Source organism: Streptomyces sp. NPDC059832 (genome assembly GCF_042731715.1).
Taxonomy (GTDB): domain Bacteria; phylum Actinomycetota; class Actinomycetes; order Streptomycetales; family Streptomycetaceae; genus Streptomyces.
In genome coordinates this window covers 128181-149736 of record NZ_JBHWIY010000020.1, presented here as the reverse complement: position 1 = coordinate 149736, position 21556 = coordinate 128181, and the positions used below count along the sequence as shown (strand labels likewise).

Below are 21556 nucleotides of genomic sequence, written 5' to 3'. Positions count from 1 at the left end.
CAGCGCCCAGGCGCCGGAGGCACCTGCCGGAGTGAATGCGTCTGCCATGCGCTTCGCCTCAATTCCACTACTCAATTAATGGAATCATGGTCTGGGGTGGGAGGGGCTGTCAAACCGCCCCGGGCATCGGCTCTTGCGGACCGTGACGCGGATATCCGTGATGCACCTGTTCGGGTGGGTACCCGGCGCTCCCTTCGGAGGACTGGACCATTGAACGTTCAGACGGCTCTGGCCTGGCGGTTCTTCGGCGCGTAGCGTGAGCCCGCATGAAGATCCTGATCAGCGCGGACATGGAAGGCGCCACCGGTGTGACCTGGCCGGCCGATGTGCTGCCGGGCACCCCCCAGTGGGAGCGGTGCCGTGCCATGTTCACCTCCGACGTGAACGCGGCGGCGCTCGGCTTCTACGACGGCGGCGCGGACGAGGTCCTCGTCAACGAGGCCCACTGGTCCATGCGCAACCTCCTGCTGGAGCGGCTCGACGACCGGGTCCAGATGCTCACCGGCCGGCACAAGTCCCTCTCCATGGTCGAGGGCATCCAGCACGGCGACGTCGACGCCATCGCCTTCGTCGGCTACCACACGGGCGCCGGCGCGGAGGGGGTCCTCGCCCACACCTACCTGGCGAACTCCATCACCGGGGTGTGGCTCAACGGCGCCCGCGCCAGCGAGGGACTGCTCAACGCGCATGTCGTGGCCGAGTACGGGGTGCCCGTCGTCCTCGTCACCGGCGACGACCTGACCTGCGTGGATGCCGAGGGCTACGCCCCCCGGGCCCGCAAGGTCGCCGTCAAGGACTATGTGTCGCGGTACGCGGCGGTCTGCCGCACCCCGGCCCGTACCGCGGCGGACATCCGCGCCGCGGCGAAGGACGCCGCCGCGCTCGCCGTGCGGCACACCCCGGTGGAGGGCGGCCCCTTCACCGTGGAGCTGGAGTTCGACGCCGAGCACCTGGCCCAGGCGGCCACCGTCGTCCCCGGGGTGGCACCCAGCGGCGAACGGCGCGTCGCCTACACCAGCGCGACGATGTACGAAGGTATCCGCACGTTCAAGGCGGTGACGACGATCGTGTCGTCCGCCGTGGAGGAACAGTATGGCTGAGGCGACCCGCCCCCAGGAGAGCGTCGACCAGCAGGCGCTCGACGAATCGGTGACGTTCACTTCCGAACTGATCCGGATCGACACCACCAACCGCGGCGACGGCGACTGCCGTGAACGCCCGGCCGCCGAGTACGTCGCCGAGCGGCTGGCCGCCGCCGGACTGGAACCCACCCTGCTGGAGCGCACCCCCGGACGCACCAATGTGGTCGCGCGGATTCCCGGCACCGACCCGTCCGCCGACGCCCTGCTCGTCCACGGCCACCTCGACGTGGTCCCGGCCGAGGCGGCCGACTGGTCCGTGCACCCGTTCTCCGGAGAGGTCCGCGACGGTGTCGTCTGGGGGCGCGGCGCCATCGACATGAAGAACATGGACGCGATGGTCCTGGCCGTCGTACGCGCCTGGGCACGGGCCGGGGTCCGTCCCCGCCGCGACATCGTGATCGCGTACACCGCCGACGAGGAGGCCAGCGCCGACGACGGCTCCGGCTTCCTCGCCGACCGGCACGCCGAGCTCTTCGAAGGCTGTACGGAGGGCATCAGCGAATCCGGCGCCTTCACCTTCCACGGCGGACCGGACATGCCGCTCTACCCGATCGCCGCGGGCGAGCGAGGCACCGCCTGGCTGAAGCTCACCGCGCACGGCAAGGCCGGGCACGGCTCCAAGGTCAACAAGGCCAACGCGGTCAGCGCGCTCGCCGCCGCCGTCTCCCGGATAGGCGAGCACGAATGGCCCGTCCGGCTCACCCCGACGGTCCGCGCCGCGCTCACCGAGATCGCCGCGCTGCAAGGCATCCACCCCGACCTCGACGCCCCCGGCTTCGACGTGGACGAACTGCTCGGCAAGCTCGGCCCCGCCGCCGACCTGGTCGCACCGACCGTCCGCAACAGCTCCAACCCGACCATGCTGGAGGCCGGGTACAAGGTCAACGTGATCCCGGGCCACGCCACCGCCTTCGTCGACGGCCGGATGGTGCCCGGCGGCGAGGACGAGTTCCACGCCACCCTGGACCGGCTGACCGGCCCCGACGTCGACTGGGAGTTCCACCACCGCGAGGTCCCGCTCCAGGCCCCGGTCGACTCACCGACGTTCGCGAAGCTGCGTGCCGCAATCGAGCGCTTCGATCCGGCCGGCCACGTCGTGCCGTACTGCATGTCGGGCGGCACGGACGCCAAGCAGTTCTCCCGGCTCGGCATCACCGGCTACGGCTTCTCGCCGCTGAAGCTGCCCGTCGGCTTCGACTACCAGGCGCTGTTCCACGGCGTCGACGAACGCGTCCCCGTCGAGGCCCTGCACTTCGGCGTCCGCGTCCTCGATCACTATCTGCGTACTGCCTGACCGCTACAGGGGGAATCGATGAAGCTGCCCACCGGGGCCCACGGAACCTGGCCGTCGCCGATCGACGCCGCGCTCGCCGCCTCCCACGACGGACGCCCGGAGTACGTCGGCACCGTCGGCGACGAGGTGTGGTGGACGGAGCCGCGCCCCGCCGAGGCGGGCCGCCGCGCCCTGGTCCGCCGCCGGGCGGACGGGGACGCCCAGTGCGTGCTGCCCGCTCCGTGGAACGTACGGAGCCGGGTCATCGAGTACGGCGGACGGCCCTGGGCCGGGACCGCGCGTGCCGGGGGCGGCCCGCTGATCGTCTTCGTCCACTTCGCCGACCAGCGGCTGTACGCCTACGCCCCCGACGGCACCGACGAGCCCTGGCCGCTCACCCCGGTCTCGGCCGTCGGCGGTGGGCTGCGCTGGGCCGACCCGCAGTTCCACCCCGACCGGGGCGAAGTGTGGTGCGTCCTGGAGGAGTTCACCGGCGCGGGCCCCACCGAGCTGCGCCGGGTGATCGCCGCCGTACCGCTGGACGGCTCGGCCACCGACGACCGCTCCGCCGTACGCGAACTCACCGACGACAGCCACCGGTTCGTCACCGGGCCGAAGCTCTCGCCCGATGGGCGACAGGCGGCCTGGATCGCCTGGGACCACCCCCGGATGCCGTGGGACGGCACCGAGGTGATGCTCGCGGACGTCGCCGAGGACGGCACCTTCCACTACCCCCGGGCCTTCGGCGGCGGACCCGAGGAGTCGGTGCCGCAGATCGAGTGGGGCGCCGACGGGCAGCTCGTCCTCGCCAGTGACCGCAGCGGCTGGTGGAACCTGTACCGCGCCGACCCGCACGGGGGCGAGGTCGCGCTCTGCCCCCGTGAGCAGGAGTTCGCCGGACCGCTCTGGAAGATCGGCCTCAGCTGGTTCCGGCCACTGGACAACGGCCTGATCGCCACCATCCACGGCAAGGGCACCACCACGCTCGGCATCCTCGACCCGCAGACCGGCGAACTGGTCGACGTCGCCGGGCCCTGGACCGAGTGGGCCGAGACGCTCGCCGTGCACGGCAGCCGGGTCATCGGCGTCGCCGCGAGCCCGTACAGCGCGTTCGAAGTGGTGGAACTGGACACCGCGACCGGCCGCACCCGCGTCATCGGGGCACCGCACCAGGACGCCGTAGACCCCGCGTACTACCCGCGGCCCGAGCAACGCACCTTCACCGGGCCCGACGGACGCGAGATCCACGCCCACATCTACCCGCCGCGCAGCCCCGACCGGTCCGGCCCCGAGGACGAACGGCCGCCCTACGTGGTCTGGGCGCACGGCGGCCCCACCGGCCATGCCGCACTCGTACTCGACCTGGAAATCGCCTACTTCACCTCGCGGGGCATCGGCGTCGCCGAGGTGAACTACGGCGGCTCCACCGGCTACGGCAGGACCTACCGCAACCGGCTGCGCGAGCAGTGGGGCGTCGTCGACGTCGAGGACTGCGCGGCCGTCGCCACGGCACTGGCCGACGAGGGCACGGCCGACCGGCGGCGGCTCGCCGTCCGGGGCGGCAGCGCCGGCGGCTGGACCACTGCGGCCTCGCTGACCGGTACCGATGTCTACGCCTGCGGGACGATCATCTACCCCATCCTCGACCTGACCGGCTGGGGAACCGACGAGACCCATGACTTCGAGTCGCAGTACCTGGAGTCCCTGGTCGGCCCGCTCGCCGAAGTCCCGGACCGCTACCGCGAACGCTCGCCGGTCGGCCGCACCGACCGGCTGACCACGCCCTTCCTCCTCCTCCAGGGGCTGGACGACCCGATCTGCCCGCCCGTCCAGTGCGAGCGGTTCCTGGCCGCGCTCGACGGACGCGGCATCCCGCACGCGTATCTCACCTTCGAGGGCGAGGGCCACGGCTTCCGGCGCGCCGACACCATGATCCGCGCACTGGAGGCCGAACTCTCCCTGTACGCACAGACCTTCGGGATCGACCGGGCCGACGTACCGCGACTGGAGCTGAAGAAGTGACCCTCGCACCGCTGACCCGCCCGGCCCGGCTGCGCCCGGGAGCCAGGATCGCCGTCGTGTCACCGAGCGGGCCGGTGCCCGCCGACCGGCTGGAGGCGGGCCTGGACGTACTGCGCGGCTGGGGCCTGGAGCCGGTCGAGGCACCGCACGCGCGCCAGGTCCACCCCGAACTGGACTACCTCGCCGGCACCGACGAGGCGCGGGCCGGGGATCTCCAGGAGGCCTGGTGCGATCCGGCCGTGGACGCGGTGATCTGCGCCCGCGGCGGATACGGCGTGCACCGGATGGTCGACCTGGTCGACTGGGCGGCGATGCGCGCGGCCGGGCCGAAGGTGTTCGTCGGATACAGCGACATCACCGTGCTCCACGAGGCGTTCGCCCGGCGCATGGGGCTCGCCACCCTGCACGGCCCGATGGCCGGCACCGAGACCTTCCTCAAGGACCCGGACACCCAGGAGTCCCTGCGGGCCACCCTGTTCGAGCCCGATTCGGTACGGACCCTCGGCCTGCCGACCGCGCGGGCACTGGTCCCCGGCAGGGCCCGCGGTATCACCTACGGCGGCTGTGTGAGTCTGCTCGCCGCCGACCTCGGCACCCCGCACGCCCGGACGTCGGCCCGGGGCGGGCTGCTGGTGATCGAGGACACCACCGAGGACCCGTACAGCATCGACCGCATCCTCACCCAGCTGCTGCGGGCCGGGGCGCTCGACGGGGTGTCCGGGGTGGTCTGCGGCTCCTGGGCGGGCTGCGGTCCGTACGAGAAGGTGCGGGCGGTACTCGCCGACCGGTTCGGCACGCTGGGCGTACCCGTCGTCGAGGAGCTGGGCTTCGGGCACGGACCGACGGCGCTCACGATTCCGCTCGGCGTGCCCGCCGTGCTGGACGCCCCGGCCGACGGCGGTCCTGCCACGCTCACCGTCGAGGTGCCGGCGCTGCGCTGAACGGCGCAGTACCGCAAAGAAGTTGAGTGCTGTTCAGGAAACGCCGACCCGGGCGTTGACATCACTATGACACGTGTCACAGCATGAGCGCGGTCCATTGCTTACCGGTCGGTAAGGCGCCCTCGGTGTGGAGGTCTTCGTGTCGCGTGCTGTTCCCCGCCCCCGGTCCGGCTACCGGACGTTCTCCCGGAAGTCGGTCGCCTATGTGGCCGGAGCCGCGCTCGCCGCACCGCTGGTCCTCACCGGTGCGGCGCGGGCGACCGCTGCCGAGGCCGGCCAATACACCGTCACCCCGCTGAAGTTCACCCTTCAGGCGGGCGGTCGCTCCTGCACCGTCGATGCCGATCTGTACCGCCCCGCCGGGGTCGACGCACAGCACCCGGCGCCCGCCGTACTCGCCACCAACGGTTTCGGCGGCAGCAAGTCGGACGGCTCGACCGACGCCATCGGCAAGGCCTTCGCCTCCCGCGGCTATGTCGGCCTCGTCTACTCCGGCCTCGGCTTCGGCAGGTCGGGCTGTCTCATCACCCTCGACGACCCGGCCATCGACGGCAGGGCGGCCGCCGGGCTCATCGACTTCCTCGCCGGGACCCGCGCCGCCGACGACGGCACCGAGGCCGACTACGTCACCCGGGACGGCAGGGGCGACCCCAGGGTCGGCATGATCGGCGGCTCGTACGGCGGTGCCATCCAGATGGCCACCGCGGCCGTCGACCGGCGCGTCGACGCCCTCGTACCGCTGATCACCTGGAACGACCTGGCGTACGCGCTCGCCCCCAACAACGCCGGTACGCGCAAGGGTGTTTCGTCCGACACCGCCGGGGTCTTCAAGTGGCAGTGGACCAACGGCTTCTATCTGATGGGGGAGGGGCAGACGGTCCTGAACGCCGGCCTCGACCCGTCCCGGTTCAACAACCTCACCTGCCTCCACTTCGCGTCACGGGCCTGCGACACCATCCGGCTGCTCAACTCCGGCCGCTACCCGGCGGACCGGACCACCGCGATGCTCGACTACGCGCGCAGCGTCTCGCCGGTCGACTACCTCGGCAAGGTCAAGGCACCCACACTGCTCGTCCAGGGCCAGGCCGACAGCCTGTTCAACCTGAACGAGGCCACCGCCACGTACGACACCCTCAAGGCACAGGGCACCACGGCCAAGATGATCTGGCAGGCCTGGGGGCACAGCGGCGGGCAGGTGCCCGGCGAACTCGACCTGGGCAAGGGCAACCTGGAGACCAGCTACGTCGGACAGCGGGTCCTCGCCTGGTTCGACCGCTACCTCCAGCACCGGAAGAACACCGACACCGGGCCCGACTTCGCCTACTACCGCGACTGGAAGAGCGGTTACGGCACCGCGGACTCCGTGCCGGCCCTCTCGCAGAAGGTGTACCTGTCCGGCGACGGCAAGCTCGTCGACAACCGGTCCAAGGTCGTCCGGGGCAGCCGCCAGTACGCCAACTGGCTCGTTCCCACCAGCCATTCGGAGAACTCGCTCGCCGGCCTGATCGGACTGCCCGACCCCAAGCCCTATGACACCAGGGGCACCTACCTCGGCTGGACCAGCGCCCCGCTGACGTCTCCGGTCGATGTCGTCGGCGCACCGAAGGCCACCCTGAAGGTGGTCTCGCCGAAGACGGAGCGGGTCCAGAACAGCGGCGACGCCGCCGACAGGCTCGTCCTGTTCGCCAAGGTCTACGACGTGGCCCCGGACGGGAGCAGGACGCTGGTGAACCGACTGGTCGCTCCGGTGCGGGTGCCGGACGTCACCCGCTCGTTCACCGTGCGGCTCCCGGGCATCGTCCACCGGTACGAAGCCGGACACCGGCTCGAATTCGTGATCGCGGCGAGCGACAGCGCGTACTCGGGCAACCGGGGAATCAAGCCGGTCACGGTGGTCAGCGCCCCGGAGGACACCGGAGTGCTGGAGCTTCCGGTGGTCGGCGGCCGGCTGAAGTGACGTGGCCCGGTCGGGGTCAGGCAGGCCGGGCCTGCCCGGCCCCGACCACCCGCAGATACGCCTGCGCGGAGTCGCGCGTCCGGATCTCGACGGGCAGCAGGACGTGCCGTACCTCGTGCGGACCGTCCGGGTTCCGGATGCGCTGCGCGAGCAGCTCCATCGCCCGGCGGCCCATCTCCCGGGAGGGGAGGCGGGCGGCGGCGACCGTCAGCGGCAGCAGGTCGAAGGGGCCGGCGTCGTCCATCCCGGCGAGTTCGATCTGACCGGGTACCTCAAGGCCGAGGACGGAAAGGTCCCGGGCGGCATGTGCCAGGGTGTGGCCATTGGCGCAGAGCAGGACGGTGGGCGGCTCCGGGCGGTCCAGGAAGGCCGAGAGCACCTTGAGCCGCCGCTCGTCGGGGAGTCTGTGATAGGTCGTCAGGGCGGTGAGCTCCGGTGAGACCGGGATGCCGTGCGTGCGCAGCGCCTGGACGTGCCCGGTCAGCCGCTCCGTCACGCTGGTGACGTCGGTCTCGTCCCAGAGCGTGGCGATCCGGCGATGGCCACGCTCGATGAGGTGCTCGGTGAGCCCGAATCCCACCGCGTAGTTGTCGAAGACGACGGCATCGCTGGGGGATTCGGGGTGGTAGCGGTCGATCATGACGACAGGGACGCCGCACCGGGCGAGCTCGGCCAGCGCCGGTGAGTCCGAGTTGCTGTCGATGGGGTAGAGCACCACCCCGCCGGCGCCCGTCTGCAGGGCCAGACGCAGGGACTGCTCCTCCGCCTGCTTCGAGCCCTTGGAGTTCGACAGGAACATCCGCAGTCCCTCCTCGCCGCACACCGACTCGATGCCGTCGAGGACGCCCGACTGGTGCGGGCCGTGCCCGTGCATCACACAGGCGACCGAGCGTCCACGCGCACCGGCTCCGGCAGTGGCCGGGGGTGAGTTCCGCTCCGCCACGAACGTCCCGCGCCCCCGCTGCCGGACCAAGTACCCCTCGGTGACGAGTTCGTTGAGGGCCCGCACCGCGGTCGTGGAGCTGACGCCGAACCTCTCGCAGACCTCGCGCTGACTGATGAAGGGCTGATCGGGCTCATAGGCACCCCGGTCGATGTCCGCGACAAGATCCCGCTTCACCATCCGGTAGAGCGGTTCCTGGCCGGTGCCGTCGCGCTCGGCCTCGATCATGCTGCCCCCATCGTTCACCGACTCATTCCCTGACACGTTAACGCGCTAAGGGTAACTCCGGGTCGCCGCTGAGCAGAAGATGTCCCACGGGCCTGGGCTCCAAGTGGTGGGCGGGGACGGGCAACGGCATTCCTGGTGTGTTAACTGCACGAACTTCGGCAGCGCTTCAAGCGAGTTCGCCGCAACATCTTTACGCGTTAACGCGCCATTGCTAGCTTCTGCTCAGCCCGATCCGCATCCATGGGAGTCGTGATGACCGAACCCGCGCACAGATCACTCAGCAGGCGGACGAGGAGCCGACGGCCGCGATTCGCCGCCCTCGGAGCGGCTGCGCTCATGGTTGTCTCCCTCGCCGCCTGCGGGAGCGGCGGCGAGAGCGGGAAGAGCGCGGACGGCAGGACGGAGATCACCGTCGCGGGCATGCCGCCGACCACTCTGCCGGCCGGCCGGAAGGACTTCCTCGCTCAGGTCAAGTCCTTCGAGAAGGCCAACCCGGACATCAGGATCAAGCCGACCGACGCACTGTGGGACGCCAAGACCTTTCCCGCGCGTCTTGCCTCCGGCCAGCTGGAGACCGTCTTCCGGGTGCCGCTGACCTACCCGCCGGAGATGATCGAGCGGCATCGGATCGCCGATCTCAGCAAGGAGATCAAGGAGCTGCCGCACGGAGCGGAGTTCGACAGGCGGCTGCTCGCCCCGGCCACCGGCTCCGACGGGAAGATATACGGCATCCCCACCGAGGTGTACTCCGTCGGCCTGGTCTACAACCGGGAGTTGTTCACCAGGGCGGGCCTCGACCCCGACAAGCCGCCCACCACCTGGGACGAGTTGCGCACCGCGGCCAGGACGATCACGGACCGGACCGGTGTCGCCGGCTTCGGCATGCACACCACCGACAACACCGGCGGCTGGATGCTGACCACCATGACGTACTCCTACGGCGGCCGGATGGAGAAGAAGGCGGACGGCAAGCAGATCACGGCCTTCCGCGAGGGCCCGACCGGCAAGGCCCTCGGACTGCTGAAGTCCATGCGGTGGACCGACGGGTCGATGGGCAGGCAGCACCTGCGTGGCACCGACGACCTGACCCGCGACTTCGCCAGTGGGAAGGTCGCCATGCTGCTGGGTTCGCCCAGCACGTACGGCGCCTATGTCTCCAAGTTCCACGGCAGCCCCGACGCCTACGGACAGGCCCCGCTCCCTTCGGGGGGCGAGAACGCCACCCTCCTCGGCGGCGGTGTCGCCGTCGTCTCGCCGAAGGCGGACGAGGCGCAGCGCAGTGCCGCGGCCAAGTGGATCAACTTCTTCTATCTGAGGACCAAGTACGATCCCGCGCTGGCCGCACAGCGCACCGAGCAGATCGCCGCCGACAAGAACCCCGCCGGAGTCCCCGGCCTGCCCTTCTACGACGCGAAGGTCTCCGGCCCGGCCGCCGCGGCCGAACGCAAGCACTCCAACGTGCCGCTGAAGAACTTCGCCCCCTACCTGAACGGTCTCGGCGCGACCGAATACGTCGTCGAACCACCCGTCGCCGCCCAGGAGTTGTACGCGGCACTGGACAGCGCCGTGCAAGCGGTCCTGACCCGGGAGAGCGCCGACCCGGCCGCCGAGCTGGAGAAGGCGGACCGGAGGATCGGCCCGGTCCTCGACCGGTCGCAGCGGTGACGCCGACGCCATGAACGGCCCAGCAGCCCGACAGTTCCACGAGAAGGGACCTCGCGATGTCCGGAGCACCACCGAGAAGAAGGCTCACCCGGCTGCGTCGCACGCTCACGACGCTTGCCGCCGCGGCCCTGGCGGCAACCCTGTTGCAGGCACCCGCCGCCGCGCCTGCGCAGGCGCAGGCCGCCCGTGCCACGGCCGTACTCGGCGCGCAGCCCGCGTACGAAGGCATCGAACGGGCCTGGCCCGGCGACCGTGACAAGGACCCCGCCCACGCGGTCCGCGAACAAGCGGGGCGAAGCTGCTGGACGATGACGGGTGATCCGTACAACCGGTACCTGTACGTCGACGTGGCGGCCGGTGCCGTCCCGGCCGGGGCGAAGCGGGCCGTGGTCACGGTCGACTACTTCGACGCGGCCGCGGTCGGCATGAACCTCCAGTACGACTCGCAGTCGAACGCCTTCACCGGCACCTCCGGTCTGTCGATGAAGGGCACCGGAACCTGGCAGAGCCACCAGTTCGAACTCGGCGACATCCGGTTCGCCAACCGCGCCAACGGGGCCGACTTCCGGCTCGATGTGCAGGCGACGGCCGAGAACATGTCCCCGGTCTGCTTCAGCCGGATATCCGTCGAGTTCACCGACGCCCCGTTGCTCGACATCACCTCGCGTCGTCTGCTCTTCGCCCAGGGCGCGGACCAGGGCCCGATCACCTTCGCCTCCGCGGCCGACCGGGTCGGCTGGACCATCGGCGACGCGAACGGCGTGCCCCTGAAGTCCGGCACGGCGCAGGTCGCGTCGGGCAAGGCCGCCCTCGACATCAAGGATCTCGGCCCCGGCTACTACACGCTCACCGCCACCGCCGACTCCGGCGCCCCGGTGACGCGGACCACCTCGTTCGGCGTCGTCACCCCGGCGCCCGCCAAGGATCCCTACTACGCCGTGGCCATGCACTACGGCTGGCAGCCGGGGTGGGAGGACACACTGCTCGATTCCGCCGCCACCGTGGGCTGGAGCGAGGTCAGATCCGACGTCAACTGGGCGGTGGAGAAGCAGAAGGGCGTCTACGACTTCGGCGCCTACCCCCTCGACGCGGGGCTGAAGAACGCGGCGAAGCGCGGCATCAGGACCATGCCGATCCTCGGATACCGCAACCCGCTCTACGACGGCGGCAAGACACCGAGCTCCCCCGAGGGACTGGCGGCCTTCGCCAGGTTCGGCGCGGCAGCGGCCGCCGCCTACGCCCCGTACACCAAGGACTTCTCCGTCTACAACGAGTTCAACGGGACCGGATTCAACGACGGGGCCTGCGGCATCACCGCCAAGTGCTATATCGACATGGCCAAGGCGGTGAAGCAGGCCATGCCGGACGCCAATGTGGTGGGCCCCACCTCGGCCGGCACCCAGCTCGCCTGGCACGACGACTTCATCGCCCGCGGCGGCCTGGACTACCTCGACACCTTCAGCGTCAACTACTACAGCAGCACCGGCGACGCGCCCGGCACGCCACCGGAGGAGATCAAGGCACTCGGCGAGTTCACGCAGCTGGTGAAGAAGGTCGAGGCGCGCAAGAAGATGCCGATCTGGGTCACCGAGAACGGCTGGCCCACGAACACCGGCGGTTGGAGCGAGACCCAGCAGGCCGACTACCTGATCCGCGCCCAGACGCTGGCCCGCGCGGCCGGTGCCGACAAGTACTTCTGGTACGACATCCTCGACGACGGCGACAACCCCGGTGAACGCGAACACCGCTTCGGCCTGTTCCGCCGCGCCGGGGGCGGCGTCCAAGGACTGGCCCCCAAGCCCGCCGCCGTCACCGACGCCGTCCTCATCCGCCAGACCGTGGGCAAGCAGCTCGGCGCCCGGGAGAGCGCGGGCGACCCGGCCGTCCACGTCTACCCGTACGGCACTACCACCCGTTCCCTGTGGGCCACTTCGCCCCGCACGGTCTCGGTCCGCACCGACAAGCCCCTGACGCTGACCGATCAGTTCGGCAAGCGGAGCACACTCGCCCCGACGGCCGGGCGCGTCACGCTCGGCCTCGACGGCAGCCCCGTCTTCCTCGAAGGGCCGGTCACCGGCGTGGCGGTCACGAACTCGCCGCTCTCGCTGAGCACGGCCGAGCGGTCCGTCACCGGCGCCGGCCTGAAGGTCACCGTCACCGCGGACCGCACCAAGGCGGGCGCACTGCCCCGCCGGCTGCCGGTCACGGTCGACGGCGTGCACGGCACGCTGAGGACCAAGCCGGGTGCGAAGACCTCGCTCACGCTGCAGGTGCCCGCCACCGCGACCACCGGCGTACGCGATGTCAGCGCCTCCTTCGGCCGTCGGGCCCTGCTGCGCACCACGACGAAGGTGGTCGAGCCGTACACCGTGACCGGGCGGCCCGACATCAGGAGGACCGGTGGCGGCCTCACCGTGAGGATCACCAACAACGACCCGGAACGGGAGCTGGCACCTTCGCCGGTGGGCTGGCGAGTCGGGCCGTGGATGGGCACGATCGCGGATCCGGGCCCGGTCCCGGCCGGGAAGTCGTCCGAGAAGACCTTCGAACTCCCCACCACAGCAGCCCAGTTCGTGCCCTACGCCTACTCCGTCACGACCGGCGATGCCGCGGACTCCGGCTCGCTCAGCCTCAGCCCCGTCGAACCCGCGGGTGACACCACCCTCGAACCGACGGACCTGAACTCCCTCGGGAACTGGGCGAGTCTGCGGGGCGGTACCAGGACCGGACCCGACGATCTCTCCGGGACCATCCGCTACACCCACACGGACCAGGACCTGATCCTGGACGCGGTCATCAAGGACGACGTGCACAACGCGGACCGGACGGATCCTTCGGCGGCCTGGCAGGTCGACTCCATCCAGTACGACCTCTACTCGGGCTTCCCCGGCACGCCCGACGGCAACCGGGTGGAGGTCGGCGCGGCGCTGCTGCCGAGCGGCCCCGTCGCCTACACCTGGGCCGCCCCGCCGGGGCAGCAGGCCGGGCCCACGCCGGGCGCGGACGTCTCCGTCGTGCGCGACGAGAAGGCCCGGACCACCACCTACCGGCTCGCCGTCCCCTGGACCTCGCTCGGATTCGACCGGCCGCCCACCGGGACGTTCGGACTGTCGTTCCTCGTCAACGACGCCGACGCGGGCACCGCCACCGACGCGCGTGACGGCTACCTCCAATGGGGTGCCGGAGTGGGCGCCTCGCCCAAGAACCCCGCCCTGTTCCGGTCCGTGAGGCTCGTGCGATGACTCTTCTGCTCGCCGGTGCGCACCTGCCCTACCCCCACACCAACGGATTCCACGCCGAGGGCGAACGACTGGTGCTGACCCGGTACTCACCGGCCACCGGCGCCCTCGGGCTCACCAGCGTCCGCTGGCGCGACGAGGAGCGTGCCGCACGCCCCCTGTACGAACCGGAACCCAGCACCACGGGGCCGGAGCAGCTGCTCTGGCCGGATGTGGCCCTGGCCGCCGAGCGGGTGGCCTGGGTCTGGAACGGTGCGGTCCACGTCCTCGACCTGGACTCCGGTGCCCCCGAGCGGCTGTACACGGCCGCTCCCGGGCACACCCTGCAGAACCTGTGCTCCCTCACGGCATCGGGGGACCGGGTGGTGGTGATGGAACAGCCCGAGGACCGGGAGGCGCCGGTGACCTGCCTGGAGATCTCCGTGTCCACCGGAAGGGCCGACGAGCTGTTCGGCAAGGACTGGTTCGCCAACCACCCGGCCCACAGCCCGCACGACGAGTCATGGCTGACCTTCGCCCACGAGGGGCCCGCCCGGGAGATCCCGGACCGGATCTGGGCCCGGCACCCCACGCGGGCGCCGGAGGGCCGGTGCGTCTTCGAGCAGGCGGTCGACGGCGCAACGCTCGCCGTGGGTCACGAACGCTGGATGTTCCACGACCTGGGCGCCGTGGTGTGCGCGTACGGCGAGAGCGAGGCGGGGCCGCGCGGCCTGTACACGGTCCACCCGGACGGCCGGGCGGCCCGCCTCGTCAGCGAGGGGGAGCGGGACTGGCACTGCGACATCAGCCGCGACGGACGGTGGGCCGTCGTCGACACGACCGGTCCCCACGACGCGCCGGGCCGGGGCTGGCAGGACGCGGGGCAGGTCTCCGACATCGTGCTCGTCGACATGGCCACGGGCGCCCGTACACCCCTGGCCCGGACGGCGGCCGACCGGCACCCCCGGCACCCGCACCCGGTGTTCACGCCCGACGGCACCGCGGTCCTCCACAACCACGGCGATCCGTCGACCGGCGAGGTCGCGGTGGCCCGGGTCCCCGTGCCCCGGGCCGTGCCCCGAGGACCCGTCCCGAGGCACGCGCCTGCCGGTGATCGAGGCCCTAGGCTGGCGTGATGTCCGAGAGCGACTATCTGGCCGAGGGGCGGCGCACGGCCATCCGCCCCTTCGCACTGGCCGATGCCGAGGAGTTCACCAGTCGGGCGCGGGAGAGCCGGGACCTGCACAGACCCTGGCTCTTCCCGCCCGACGACGCCCGCGCGTACGCCGCCTACGCGGGCCGGCTGATCGACGACCCCGCGAGGGCGGGCTTCCTCGTCTGCGAGCGCGGCGGCGGGAGCGGGCCCGCCGGCGGGATCGCGGGGTTCATCAACATCAACAACATCGTCACCGGCGCGTTCCGCTGCGGTGCGCTCGGATACGGGGCCTTCGCCCACGCGGCAGGACGCGGCCTGATGGGCGAAGGGCTGGACCTGGTCCTGCGGTACGCCTTCGGGCCGCTCGGTCTGCACCGGCTCGAAGCCAACATCCAGCCCGGCAACGAGGGTTCGCTCGCCCTCGTCCGACGGGCCGGATTCCGTCTCGAAGGCTTCTCGCCGGACTTCCTCTTCATCGACGGAGCCTGGCGCGACCACGAGCGGTGGGCCATCACCGCCGAGATGACCGGCGAGAAGTCCTAAGCCTTTGACGCGGGCCGGGCCCCGCCCACCGCAGCTGACACCAGGGCGCCGGCTTCGGGCCCGGCCTGCACGACCGCGGTTCCGTCCGGCGCCCAGATGCCGGAGCCGCCCGATGTCCGTTCGTATGTTCCGCTCGGGCCCGCCGAGGTGGCCAGCACCGCCCACACCCCATGGGCGAGCGCCGTGCGGCTCATGTGCCCGTCGCGGCGGGCGGCCTGCTCGGGCCCGGGGCCGTAGAGGGTGCTCGCCACATAGGCGTCGATGCCGAGCGCGGCGGTGCCGGCGGCGTGTTCGGGAACCGCGGCGTCGTAGCACACCGCAAGCCCCAGCCGATGCCCGTCGACCACCAGGACCTGCGGCTTCTCGCCGGGGGTGAACCGGTCGGACTCCGCGCCGTGCAGCCACATCTTGCCGTACACGCACCGCGCGCCCTGTCCCGTCACGGCCAGGGTGGCGAGGTACTCGCGCCCGTCCGCGGCGCGCACCGGTGCCCCGGCCAGGGCCGTCGCCCCCGCCTCGCCGCAGGCCGTGACGAGCGGGCGCAGCCGGGGGTCGTCGGGGGACACGGCCTCGGCGGCGAGGTCGTAGCCGGTGAGCGAGAGCTCCGGGAAGACGACCAGCCGAGCCCCCGAACGCCGGACCGCCGCCGCGTGGGCCGCGGAGTTGGCGGCGACGTCGAGAGGAACGCAGGCGGGCTGGGCGACGGCGACGGTGAGCGGTACGGGGACGGGCACGGGTACTCCGGATCAGCCGGTCGGCCGGGCGTTCTGGGGCGGGCTGCCCCGGAGGGACCGCAGGCCACCGATGCGAACAGGGTCGTGGCCAGCCTATCGAGCGGTCCCCGGCCGGTGCGGTCCCGGGCCGTGACCCGGGGCGGGGCGAGGTGGGGCGGTTCGGCAGTGGCCGGGCCTCGCGAACACGGTGATGCGTGCCTGGGTGACCGTCCGGTCGGTGCACTCCTCGAAGAACTCGTCGAGGGTGGCCCGCTTCACCACCTCGCGCGCGTCCGTCTCCAGCGGCCGGCCCGCCAGGTCGCGTACGACCACGATGCGTTCGTCGGCCAGCATGCGCTCCCGGATCCTGTCGGGCGGCAGTTCCCGGCCGGACAGCGTGCCCGACTCGACCGGCGTCCGCTCCAGGGCGAGGTCGGTCAGGGCCCGGAAGTCGTCCGGCCGGGCCAGTGTCCACACCCGCCTGCGGATCGGCGTGAACAGCAGCCCGTCGCCCGGCTCGGCGACCTTTCGGACCGTCCGGGCGATGGCGACGGCGTCGTTCTCGCGGCTCTCCGGCTTCCGCAGCGCGATGCTCACGGGTACGAGCGCGAGGAGCACCGCGGCCAGTGCCACCGCCCATGTCACACGCCGCACGGTGCCGGCGGACCGGGCCGACCGCCCGAGCCGGTCCAGCATGGAGCCGGTCAGGAGTGCGAAGCCGATCGCCGAGGCCAGGACGTACCGGTCCACGTACAACGGGTGCAGCGGGCTCGTCAGCATCAGCAGCGCGGGGGGCAGGATCAGCAGCGGGAGCGCCAGCTCGGACAACGGAACCGGACCGCGCGAAAGCCGAGCGCCGGTCGCGACCGGCGCACCATGCGAAAACCGAGCACTGGTCGCGAGCCGCGCACCGTGCGAAGGCCGGGGCACGCGGGCGAAGGCGATACCCAGCAGGGCCGTCACGACGAAGCCCAGCACCGCTCCGGCGTCCGGCGGGCCGATCCAGTCCACCTGCTCGGACTGCGTGGTGCTGAAGGCGGCCAAGGGCAGGAGCCCGGCGAGCACCCCGCCCGCCGCGACGCTCCACGTCCGCCTCTCCGGACGCTCCCGTCGCGTCCGGAAGACGGTCACGCCATGGGCCAGAACTATCAGTACGGCCAGCTCGTGGAGCAGACAGGCCGTCAGTATCACCGCGCCGTAGGCCACCCAGCCCCTCCGCCGGGGCCGGGAGAGATTGCTGACGAGGAGCCAACTCGCCCAGGTGACCAGGGCGCAGACCAGGGCGTAGGACCGTCCCTCCTGCGCGTACCGCTGCACCGGTGGCAGCAGTGGGAACACCGCGCCCGCCAGCAGACCGGCCCGCGTCGCGCCGAGCCGTTGCCCGATCCTGACGATGCCGACCGCCGCCGCGGCCACCGCCAGCACCGACGGCAGCCGCAGCGCCACCAGGCCGCCGTCCCAGAGGATGAACACCCCGCGCATCAGCAGGTAGTACAGGCCGTGCACCGCATCGATATGGCTCAGGGTGTGCCGGATCTGCGGCACATCGCGGTGTGCCATCGCATAGGTGACCGCCTCGTCGCCCCACAGGGTGCCCTGGCGACGGATTCCCCAGAGCCCGACGAGCAGCGCCATCAGGCCGGGGGCCCACGGCGCCCACCGGCGCAGGGGGCTCCGGGACGGCGGCGGGCGGTGTTCCGTCAGCGCATCGGAGGGGGTGGAGGAGGAGTGCTCGACGAGAGAGATGACGTGCTCCGTCCGGTGGGGGTCTCTCACTCAGTCGATCGACGGTGATCGACCGCTCGTTGATTGAACGACTGGGGGCGGCAGCCGGTCGCGCTCGTCGCTCCCACCACGAACCCCCGGCCCGGACCCTTCCACCCCACTGGCCGACCCCGGGTTGAGCAAGTCTTTACCGATGGCCGATTCGGGCCCCTTGCCGAGCCTACGAGCCGTTCCCACAAGGGTTCCGGAGCACGGCGCTCCGTACAGGAAGCGGAAAACCGCGGCCGAAAATATGAGGGGCGTGCCCCCGTCCAGGTAACGGTCGTGTTGACCGTACGCAATCGCAGGCAGACGCTCGTCATATAGCTGCTAAATACAACTGGTTCTGCCGGGCGGGACCGGATCGGGAGGACGCATATGTGTGGCATCGCCGGCTGGGTCTCCTTCGACCGCGATCTGCGGGCGGCCGAGGAGGTCGCGAAACTGGACGCGATGACGGAGACCATGTCCTGCCGGGGACCCGACGACCGGGGCACCTGGACCGCCGGTCACGCCTCGCTCGGACACCGGCGGCTCGCGATCATCGACCTGCCCGGCGGCCGTCAGCCCATGACCGTCGACACACCCGAGGGGGCGGTCGCCCTCGTCTACTCCGGCGAGGCGTACAACTTCATCGAACTCCGCGGTGAACTGACCGCCCGCGGGCACCGGTTCACCACCGACTCGGACACCGAGGTGGTGCTGCGCGGCTATCTGGAGTGGGGCGAGGCCCTCGCCGAGCGGCTCAATGGCATGTACGCCTTCGCGATCTGGGACGGCCGCCACGACCGGCTCGTCATGATCCGCGACCGGATGGGCGTCAAGCCCTTCTACTACTGGCCCACGCCCGACGGTGTGCTCTTCGGCTCGGAGCCCAAGGCCATCCTCGCCAATCCGCTGGCCAGGCCCCGGGTGACCCTCGACGGGCTGCGGGAGCTCTTCACCGTCGTCAAGACCCCCGGCCACGCCGTATGGGACGGCATGTACGAGGTGGAGCCCGGCACGGTCGTCACCGTGGACCGCGGCGGCCTGCGCCGGCACGTCTACTGGCGGCTGGAGACCCGCCCGCACCCCGACGACCGGGACACCTCGATCGCCACCGTACGGTCGCTGCTCGACGACATCGTGCGCCGTCAGCTGGTCTCCGACGTACCCCGCTGCATCCTGCTCTCCGGCGGACTCGACTCGTCGGCGGTCACCGCACTCGCCGCCCGGCAGCTCGCCGAGAGCGGCGAGAAGGTCCGCACCTTCGCCGTCGACTTCGTGGGACGCACCGAGAACTTCGTCGCCGACGAGCTCCGCACCACCCCCGACACCCCGTTCGTGCACGACGTGGCCCAGCAGTCCGGCACCCTCCACCGGGACATCGTGCTCGACCCCGACACCCTCGCCGACCCGGAGGTACGGGCCCGGATGATCCGGGCCCGGGACATCCCCATGGGCCTCGGCGACATGGACGCCTCGCTCTATCTGCTCTTCCGGGCCATCCGCGAACACTCGACCGTCGCGCTGTCCGGCGAGTCCGCCGACGAGGTCTTCGGCGGCTACCTCCAGTTCTTCGACGAGGAGGCCCGCAGCGCCGACACCTTCCCCTGGCTGGTGCGGTTCGCCGAGCACTTCGGCGAGGACTCGGGCGTGCTCCGCGACGACCTCGGCCGGGCCCTCGACCTGGGGGCGTACGTCCGCGACAGCTACGAGACCGCCGTCGCCGGCATCGAACGCCTCGCCGGCGAGAGCGACTTCGAGTACCGCATGCGCAGGATCTGCCACCTCCACCTGACCCGGTTCGTGCGCGTCCTGCTCGACCGGAAGGACCGCGCCAGCATGGCGGTCGGCCTGGAGGTCCGGGTGCCCTTCTGCGACCACCGGCTCGTCGAGTACGTCTACAACGCTCCCTGGTCCATCAAGTCCTTCGACGGCCGCGAGAAGAGCCTGCTGCGCGAGGCCACCGCGGATGTGCTGCCCCGGTCGGTGTACGACAGGACCAAGAGCCCCTATCCGTCGACCCAGGACCCCAAGTACGCCATCGCCCTGCAGGGGTACGCCCGCGAACTGCTCGCCCGCCCGGACCACCGCGTGTTCGACCTGGTCGACCGCGACCGGCTCCGCAGGGCGGCCGACCACCACGCGCCCCAGGTCACCTCGGCGTCCCGCCGCGGCCTGGAACGCACCCTGGACCTCGCCATGTGGCTGGATCTGTACGAGCCCGAACTGATCCTCGGCTGAACTGCCACCGCCGGCCCATCGCGTGACGGTCAGTCCGATTCGAGCAGTACCCCCTCGTAGGCGAGCCACTGGGCGAAGGAGTGCAGTCCACGCGACAGGCCCGTCGCGGGCGTCCAGCCGGGGGGTCGCAGGGTGCCGGCCGGGGTGTGCCACCCCGGCTCGGCGTCCGGCACCGTCCGTACCGGTACGGGCCGTACGACGCCGTGCACGGCCTGTGCGAGTTCGGCCGCCGTGCACGGTTTCTCGGCGGCGACCGCGAAGTCGCGATTCTCCGGCCGGGCGCGCAGAACCGCCTCGATCGCGTCGGCGAGGTCGTTCACATGGACGGGATACACCTCGGCGTCCGGGTCGCCCTCGGCCTTGACCGGGTGGCTGCGCAGCGCATCCCACACCATGCGGCCGATCGGGGTGTGGCGTGAGCAGCCGGGGCCGTAGAGCTCACCCACGCTCAGTGTGTACGGGGCCGGGTCACCATGCGGACGGACCGTCACCTCCGGTTCGGCGGAGCGCAGTCGTGTCAGGTCGATCACGGCGGCGGATCGCTCCTGCCGGTCGGCCAGCCTGCGCGCGAGGTGTTCGCCGAGCGGGGTCGCCGCCCCGCGCCAGACGAGGCCCTGCGCCGGCCGGGGGCGTGTGCGGTGCTCGGCGGCGGCTTCGAGCCCGGCCAGGAGCGCCCGCCGCGCCACCTCGGCCAGGGGTTCGCGGCGGCGTGCGATGTGCTCCTGCGTGCTGGCGTTGCTGATGCCACCCGGGCCGATCGTCGCCACCGCCTCCATGTAGGCCTCCGATGCCGTGGGCGGTGCGGCGAGTCCGGCGCGGGCGGCTTCGAAGCCCATGGTCAAAGCCGTCAGCCAGGTGCCCTTCACGTCCGCCTCGGCCGAGGCGGCGCCGGGCGGGCGCAGCAGCGCGGCGGGCAGCCCGGCACCGTGGAGGTACTGCGCGGTGTCCAGGTGCAGCCACTGTTTTGGACCGGGGCCAGGGACCCGTACCGCGCATTGCGCGACCCCGTGCTTGAAGAACGGCAGCACCGTCAGGCCGGTGAGGGTCTCACCCTCCTTCCCGGGCCGGTCTCCCGGCAGGAAGCAGACCGAGCGGCGCGGGCCCCGGAAGGCGTTTCCGGAGATCGAGCCGCGGTCCTCGTGCTCGGCGAGATTGGGCACGGCGACATAGCGCGGAACGCCATGGGCGCTCAGATAGCGGTGCATCAGGATGTCGTCGGGCCAGCCGCCGAGGCGTTTCCTGCCGTACGCGACGAATCCGTCGGCGAACCGGCGCGGCAGCACGATCGCCACGCACGGGAAGTACTCGTTGACGGCGCCGACCCAGCGGGCGCCGGCCATCGCCCCCAACCGCACAGCCGCCCCGTTGCGGGAGTCCCAGAGGGCGAACAGGGCCAGCGCCGCGTCGGGCAGCTCCTCGATCGCGCGCTGGACCCGGTCGAGGAAGGTTTCGGACAACACCATGTCGTCCTGGACCACCAATTGATGTGTGGCCCCGTCCTCGATCGCCGACCACGCGGCGAGTGCGGTGCGCAGCACCGACGGAGTGCCTGTGGGGTCGGGGTCCATGACCACCCGCAGAAGGCCGGAAGGCGCGCTCAGGGCCAGTTTCTCGGCCGCCGCCAGGCGTCTGGGATGGGTCATGACCACCGCGCTGAGCCGTTGGCGCGCCATACGTCCTCCCTCTGTCCGGATCGGCCCGGACCGCACCGGGTATCCGTCCGAAGCCCGGGTCCGCCAGCCGGATTCGGACAGTACGGGCGGTA

Annotated in this window: 14 protein-coding genes; 10 read left to right on the top strand and 4 right to left on the bottom strand. The window is 71.5% G+C overall.

Translation table 11 applies throughout. The annotated features are described in order from the left end of the window. Nucleotides 1–266 precede the first annotated feature (266 nt). The 5 genes from ACFV8T_RS29645 to ACFV8T_RS29625 all read left to right on the top strand — a co-directional run bounded on the left by ACFV8T_RS29645 (nt 267) and on the right by ACFV8T_RS29625 (nt 7335). Complete coding sequence (locus tag ACFV8T_RS29645) at nt 267–1100, top strand: M55 family metallopeptidase (RefSeq protein ID WP_385333447.1); 834 nt, start codon at nt 267–269, stop codon at nt 1098–1100. Continuing rightward, on the top strand, nt 1093–2436 hold the full coding sequence (locus ACFV8T_RS29640; RefSeq protein ID WP_385333444.1) for a M20/M25/M40 family metallo-hydrolase: 1344 nt from the start codon (nt 1093–1095) through the stop codon (nt 2434–2436). Before ACFV8T_RS29645 ends, ACFV8T_RS29640 begins: the two co-directional genes overlap by 8 nt. Before the next feature lie 18 nt (nt 2437–2454). Beyond that, a complete protein-coding gene (locus tag ACFV8T_RS29635) occupies nt 2455–4437 on the top strand; it encodes a prolyl oligopeptidase family serine peptidase (protein WP_385333442.1) in 1983 nt (660 codons plus the stop codon). Beyond that, nucleotides 4434–5378: an LD-carboxypeptidase gene (locus ACFV8T_RS29630; RefSeq protein WP_385333440.1), complete on the top strand. Its 945-nt coding sequence runs from the start codon at nt 4434–4436 to the stop codon at nt 5376–5378. Before ACFV8T_RS29635 ends, ACFV8T_RS29630 begins: the two co-directional genes overlap by 4 nt. A gap of 127 nt (nt 5379–5505) precedes the next feature. Further along, nucleotides 5506–7335: a CocE/NonD family hydrolase gene (locus tag ACFV8T_RS29625; protein ID WP_385333437.1), complete on the top strand. Its 1830-nt coding sequence runs from the start codon at nt 5506–5508 to the stop codon at nt 7333–7335. A gap of 16 nt (nt 7336–7351) precedes the next feature. Here the strand turns inward: ACFV8T_RS29625 and ACFV8T_RS29620 are convergent, their stop codons facing one another. After that, a complete protein-coding gene (locus ACFV8T_RS29620) occupies nt 7352–8524 on the bottom strand; it encodes a LacI family DNA-binding transcriptional regulator (protein ID WP_385333435.1) in 1173 nt (390 codons plus the stop codon). Nucleotides 8525–8842: 318 nt separating this feature from the next. Here ACFV8T_RS29620 and ACFV8T_RS29615 point away from each other — a divergent pair, with 318 nt between their 5' ends. The 4 genes from ACFV8T_RS29615 to ACFV8T_RS29600 are packed head-to-tail and all read left to right on the top strand — an operon-like array spanning nt 8843 to nt 15088. Next, nucleotides 8843–10171, top strand: a complete 1329-nt coding sequence (locus ACFV8T_RS29615) for an ABC transporter substrate-binding protein (RefSeq protein WP_385333432.1) — start codon at nt 8843–8845, stop codon at nt 10169–10171. A 56-nt stretch (nt 10172–10227) separates the two neighbouring features. After that, nucleotides 10228–13413 (top strand): hypothetical protein, encoded by a 3186-nt coding sequence (locus ACFV8T_RS29610; RefSeq protein ID WP_385333430.1) that lies wholly within the window; start codon nt 10228–10230, stop codon nt 13411–13413. Further along, nucleotides 13410–14525: an oligogalacturonate lyase family protein gene (locus tag ACFV8T_RS29605; protein WP_385333428.1), complete on the top strand. Its 1116-nt coding sequence runs from the start codon at nt 13410–13412 to the stop codon at nt 14523–14525. The genes ACFV8T_RS29610 and ACFV8T_RS29605 overlap by 4 nt, the downstream gene beginning before the upstream one ends. Beyond that, complete coding sequence (locus ACFV8T_RS29600; protein WP_385333425.1) at nt 14525–15088, top strand: GNAT family N-acetyltransferase; 564 nt, start codon at nt 14525–14527, stop codon at nt 15086–15088. The genes ACFV8T_RS29605 and ACFV8T_RS29600 overlap by 1 nt, the downstream gene beginning before the upstream one ends. Here the strand turns inward: ACFV8T_RS29600 and ACFV8T_RS29595 are convergent. Continuing rightward, nucleotides 15085–15822, bottom strand: coding sequence for a carbon-nitrogen hydrolase family protein (locus tag ACFV8T_RS29595; protein ID WP_385333423.1), 738 nt, complete (start codon nt 15820–15822; stop codon nt 15085–15087). The two genes, ACFV8T_RS29600 and ACFV8T_RS29595, sit on opposite strands and share 4 nt — an antisense overlap. Before the next feature lie 93 nt (nt 15823–15915). Next, a complete protein-coding gene (locus ACFV8T_RS29590) occupies nt 15916–17577 on the bottom strand; it encodes a glycosyltransferase family 39 protein (protein WP_385333420.1) in 1662 nt (553 codons plus the stop codon). A gap of 366 nt (nt 17578–17943) precedes the next feature. Between ACFV8T_RS29590 and asnB the strand changes: the two genes are divergently transcribed. Then, nucleotides 17944–19791, top strand: a complete 1848-nt coding sequence (gene asnB / locus ACFV8T_RS29585) for an asparagine synthase (glutamine-hydrolyzing) (protein WP_385333417.1) — start codon at nt 17944–17946, stop codon at nt 19789–19791. 29 nt (nt 19792–19820) lie between these two features. Here the strand turns inward: asnB and ACFV8T_RS29580 are convergent, their stop codons facing one another. After that, nucleotides 19821–21464 (bottom strand): hypothetical protein, encoded by a 1644-nt coding sequence (locus ACFV8T_RS29580; RefSeq protein WP_385333414.1) that lies wholly within the window; start codon nt 21462–21464, stop codon nt 19821–19823. Nucleotides 21465–21556 lie beyond the last annotated feature (92 nt).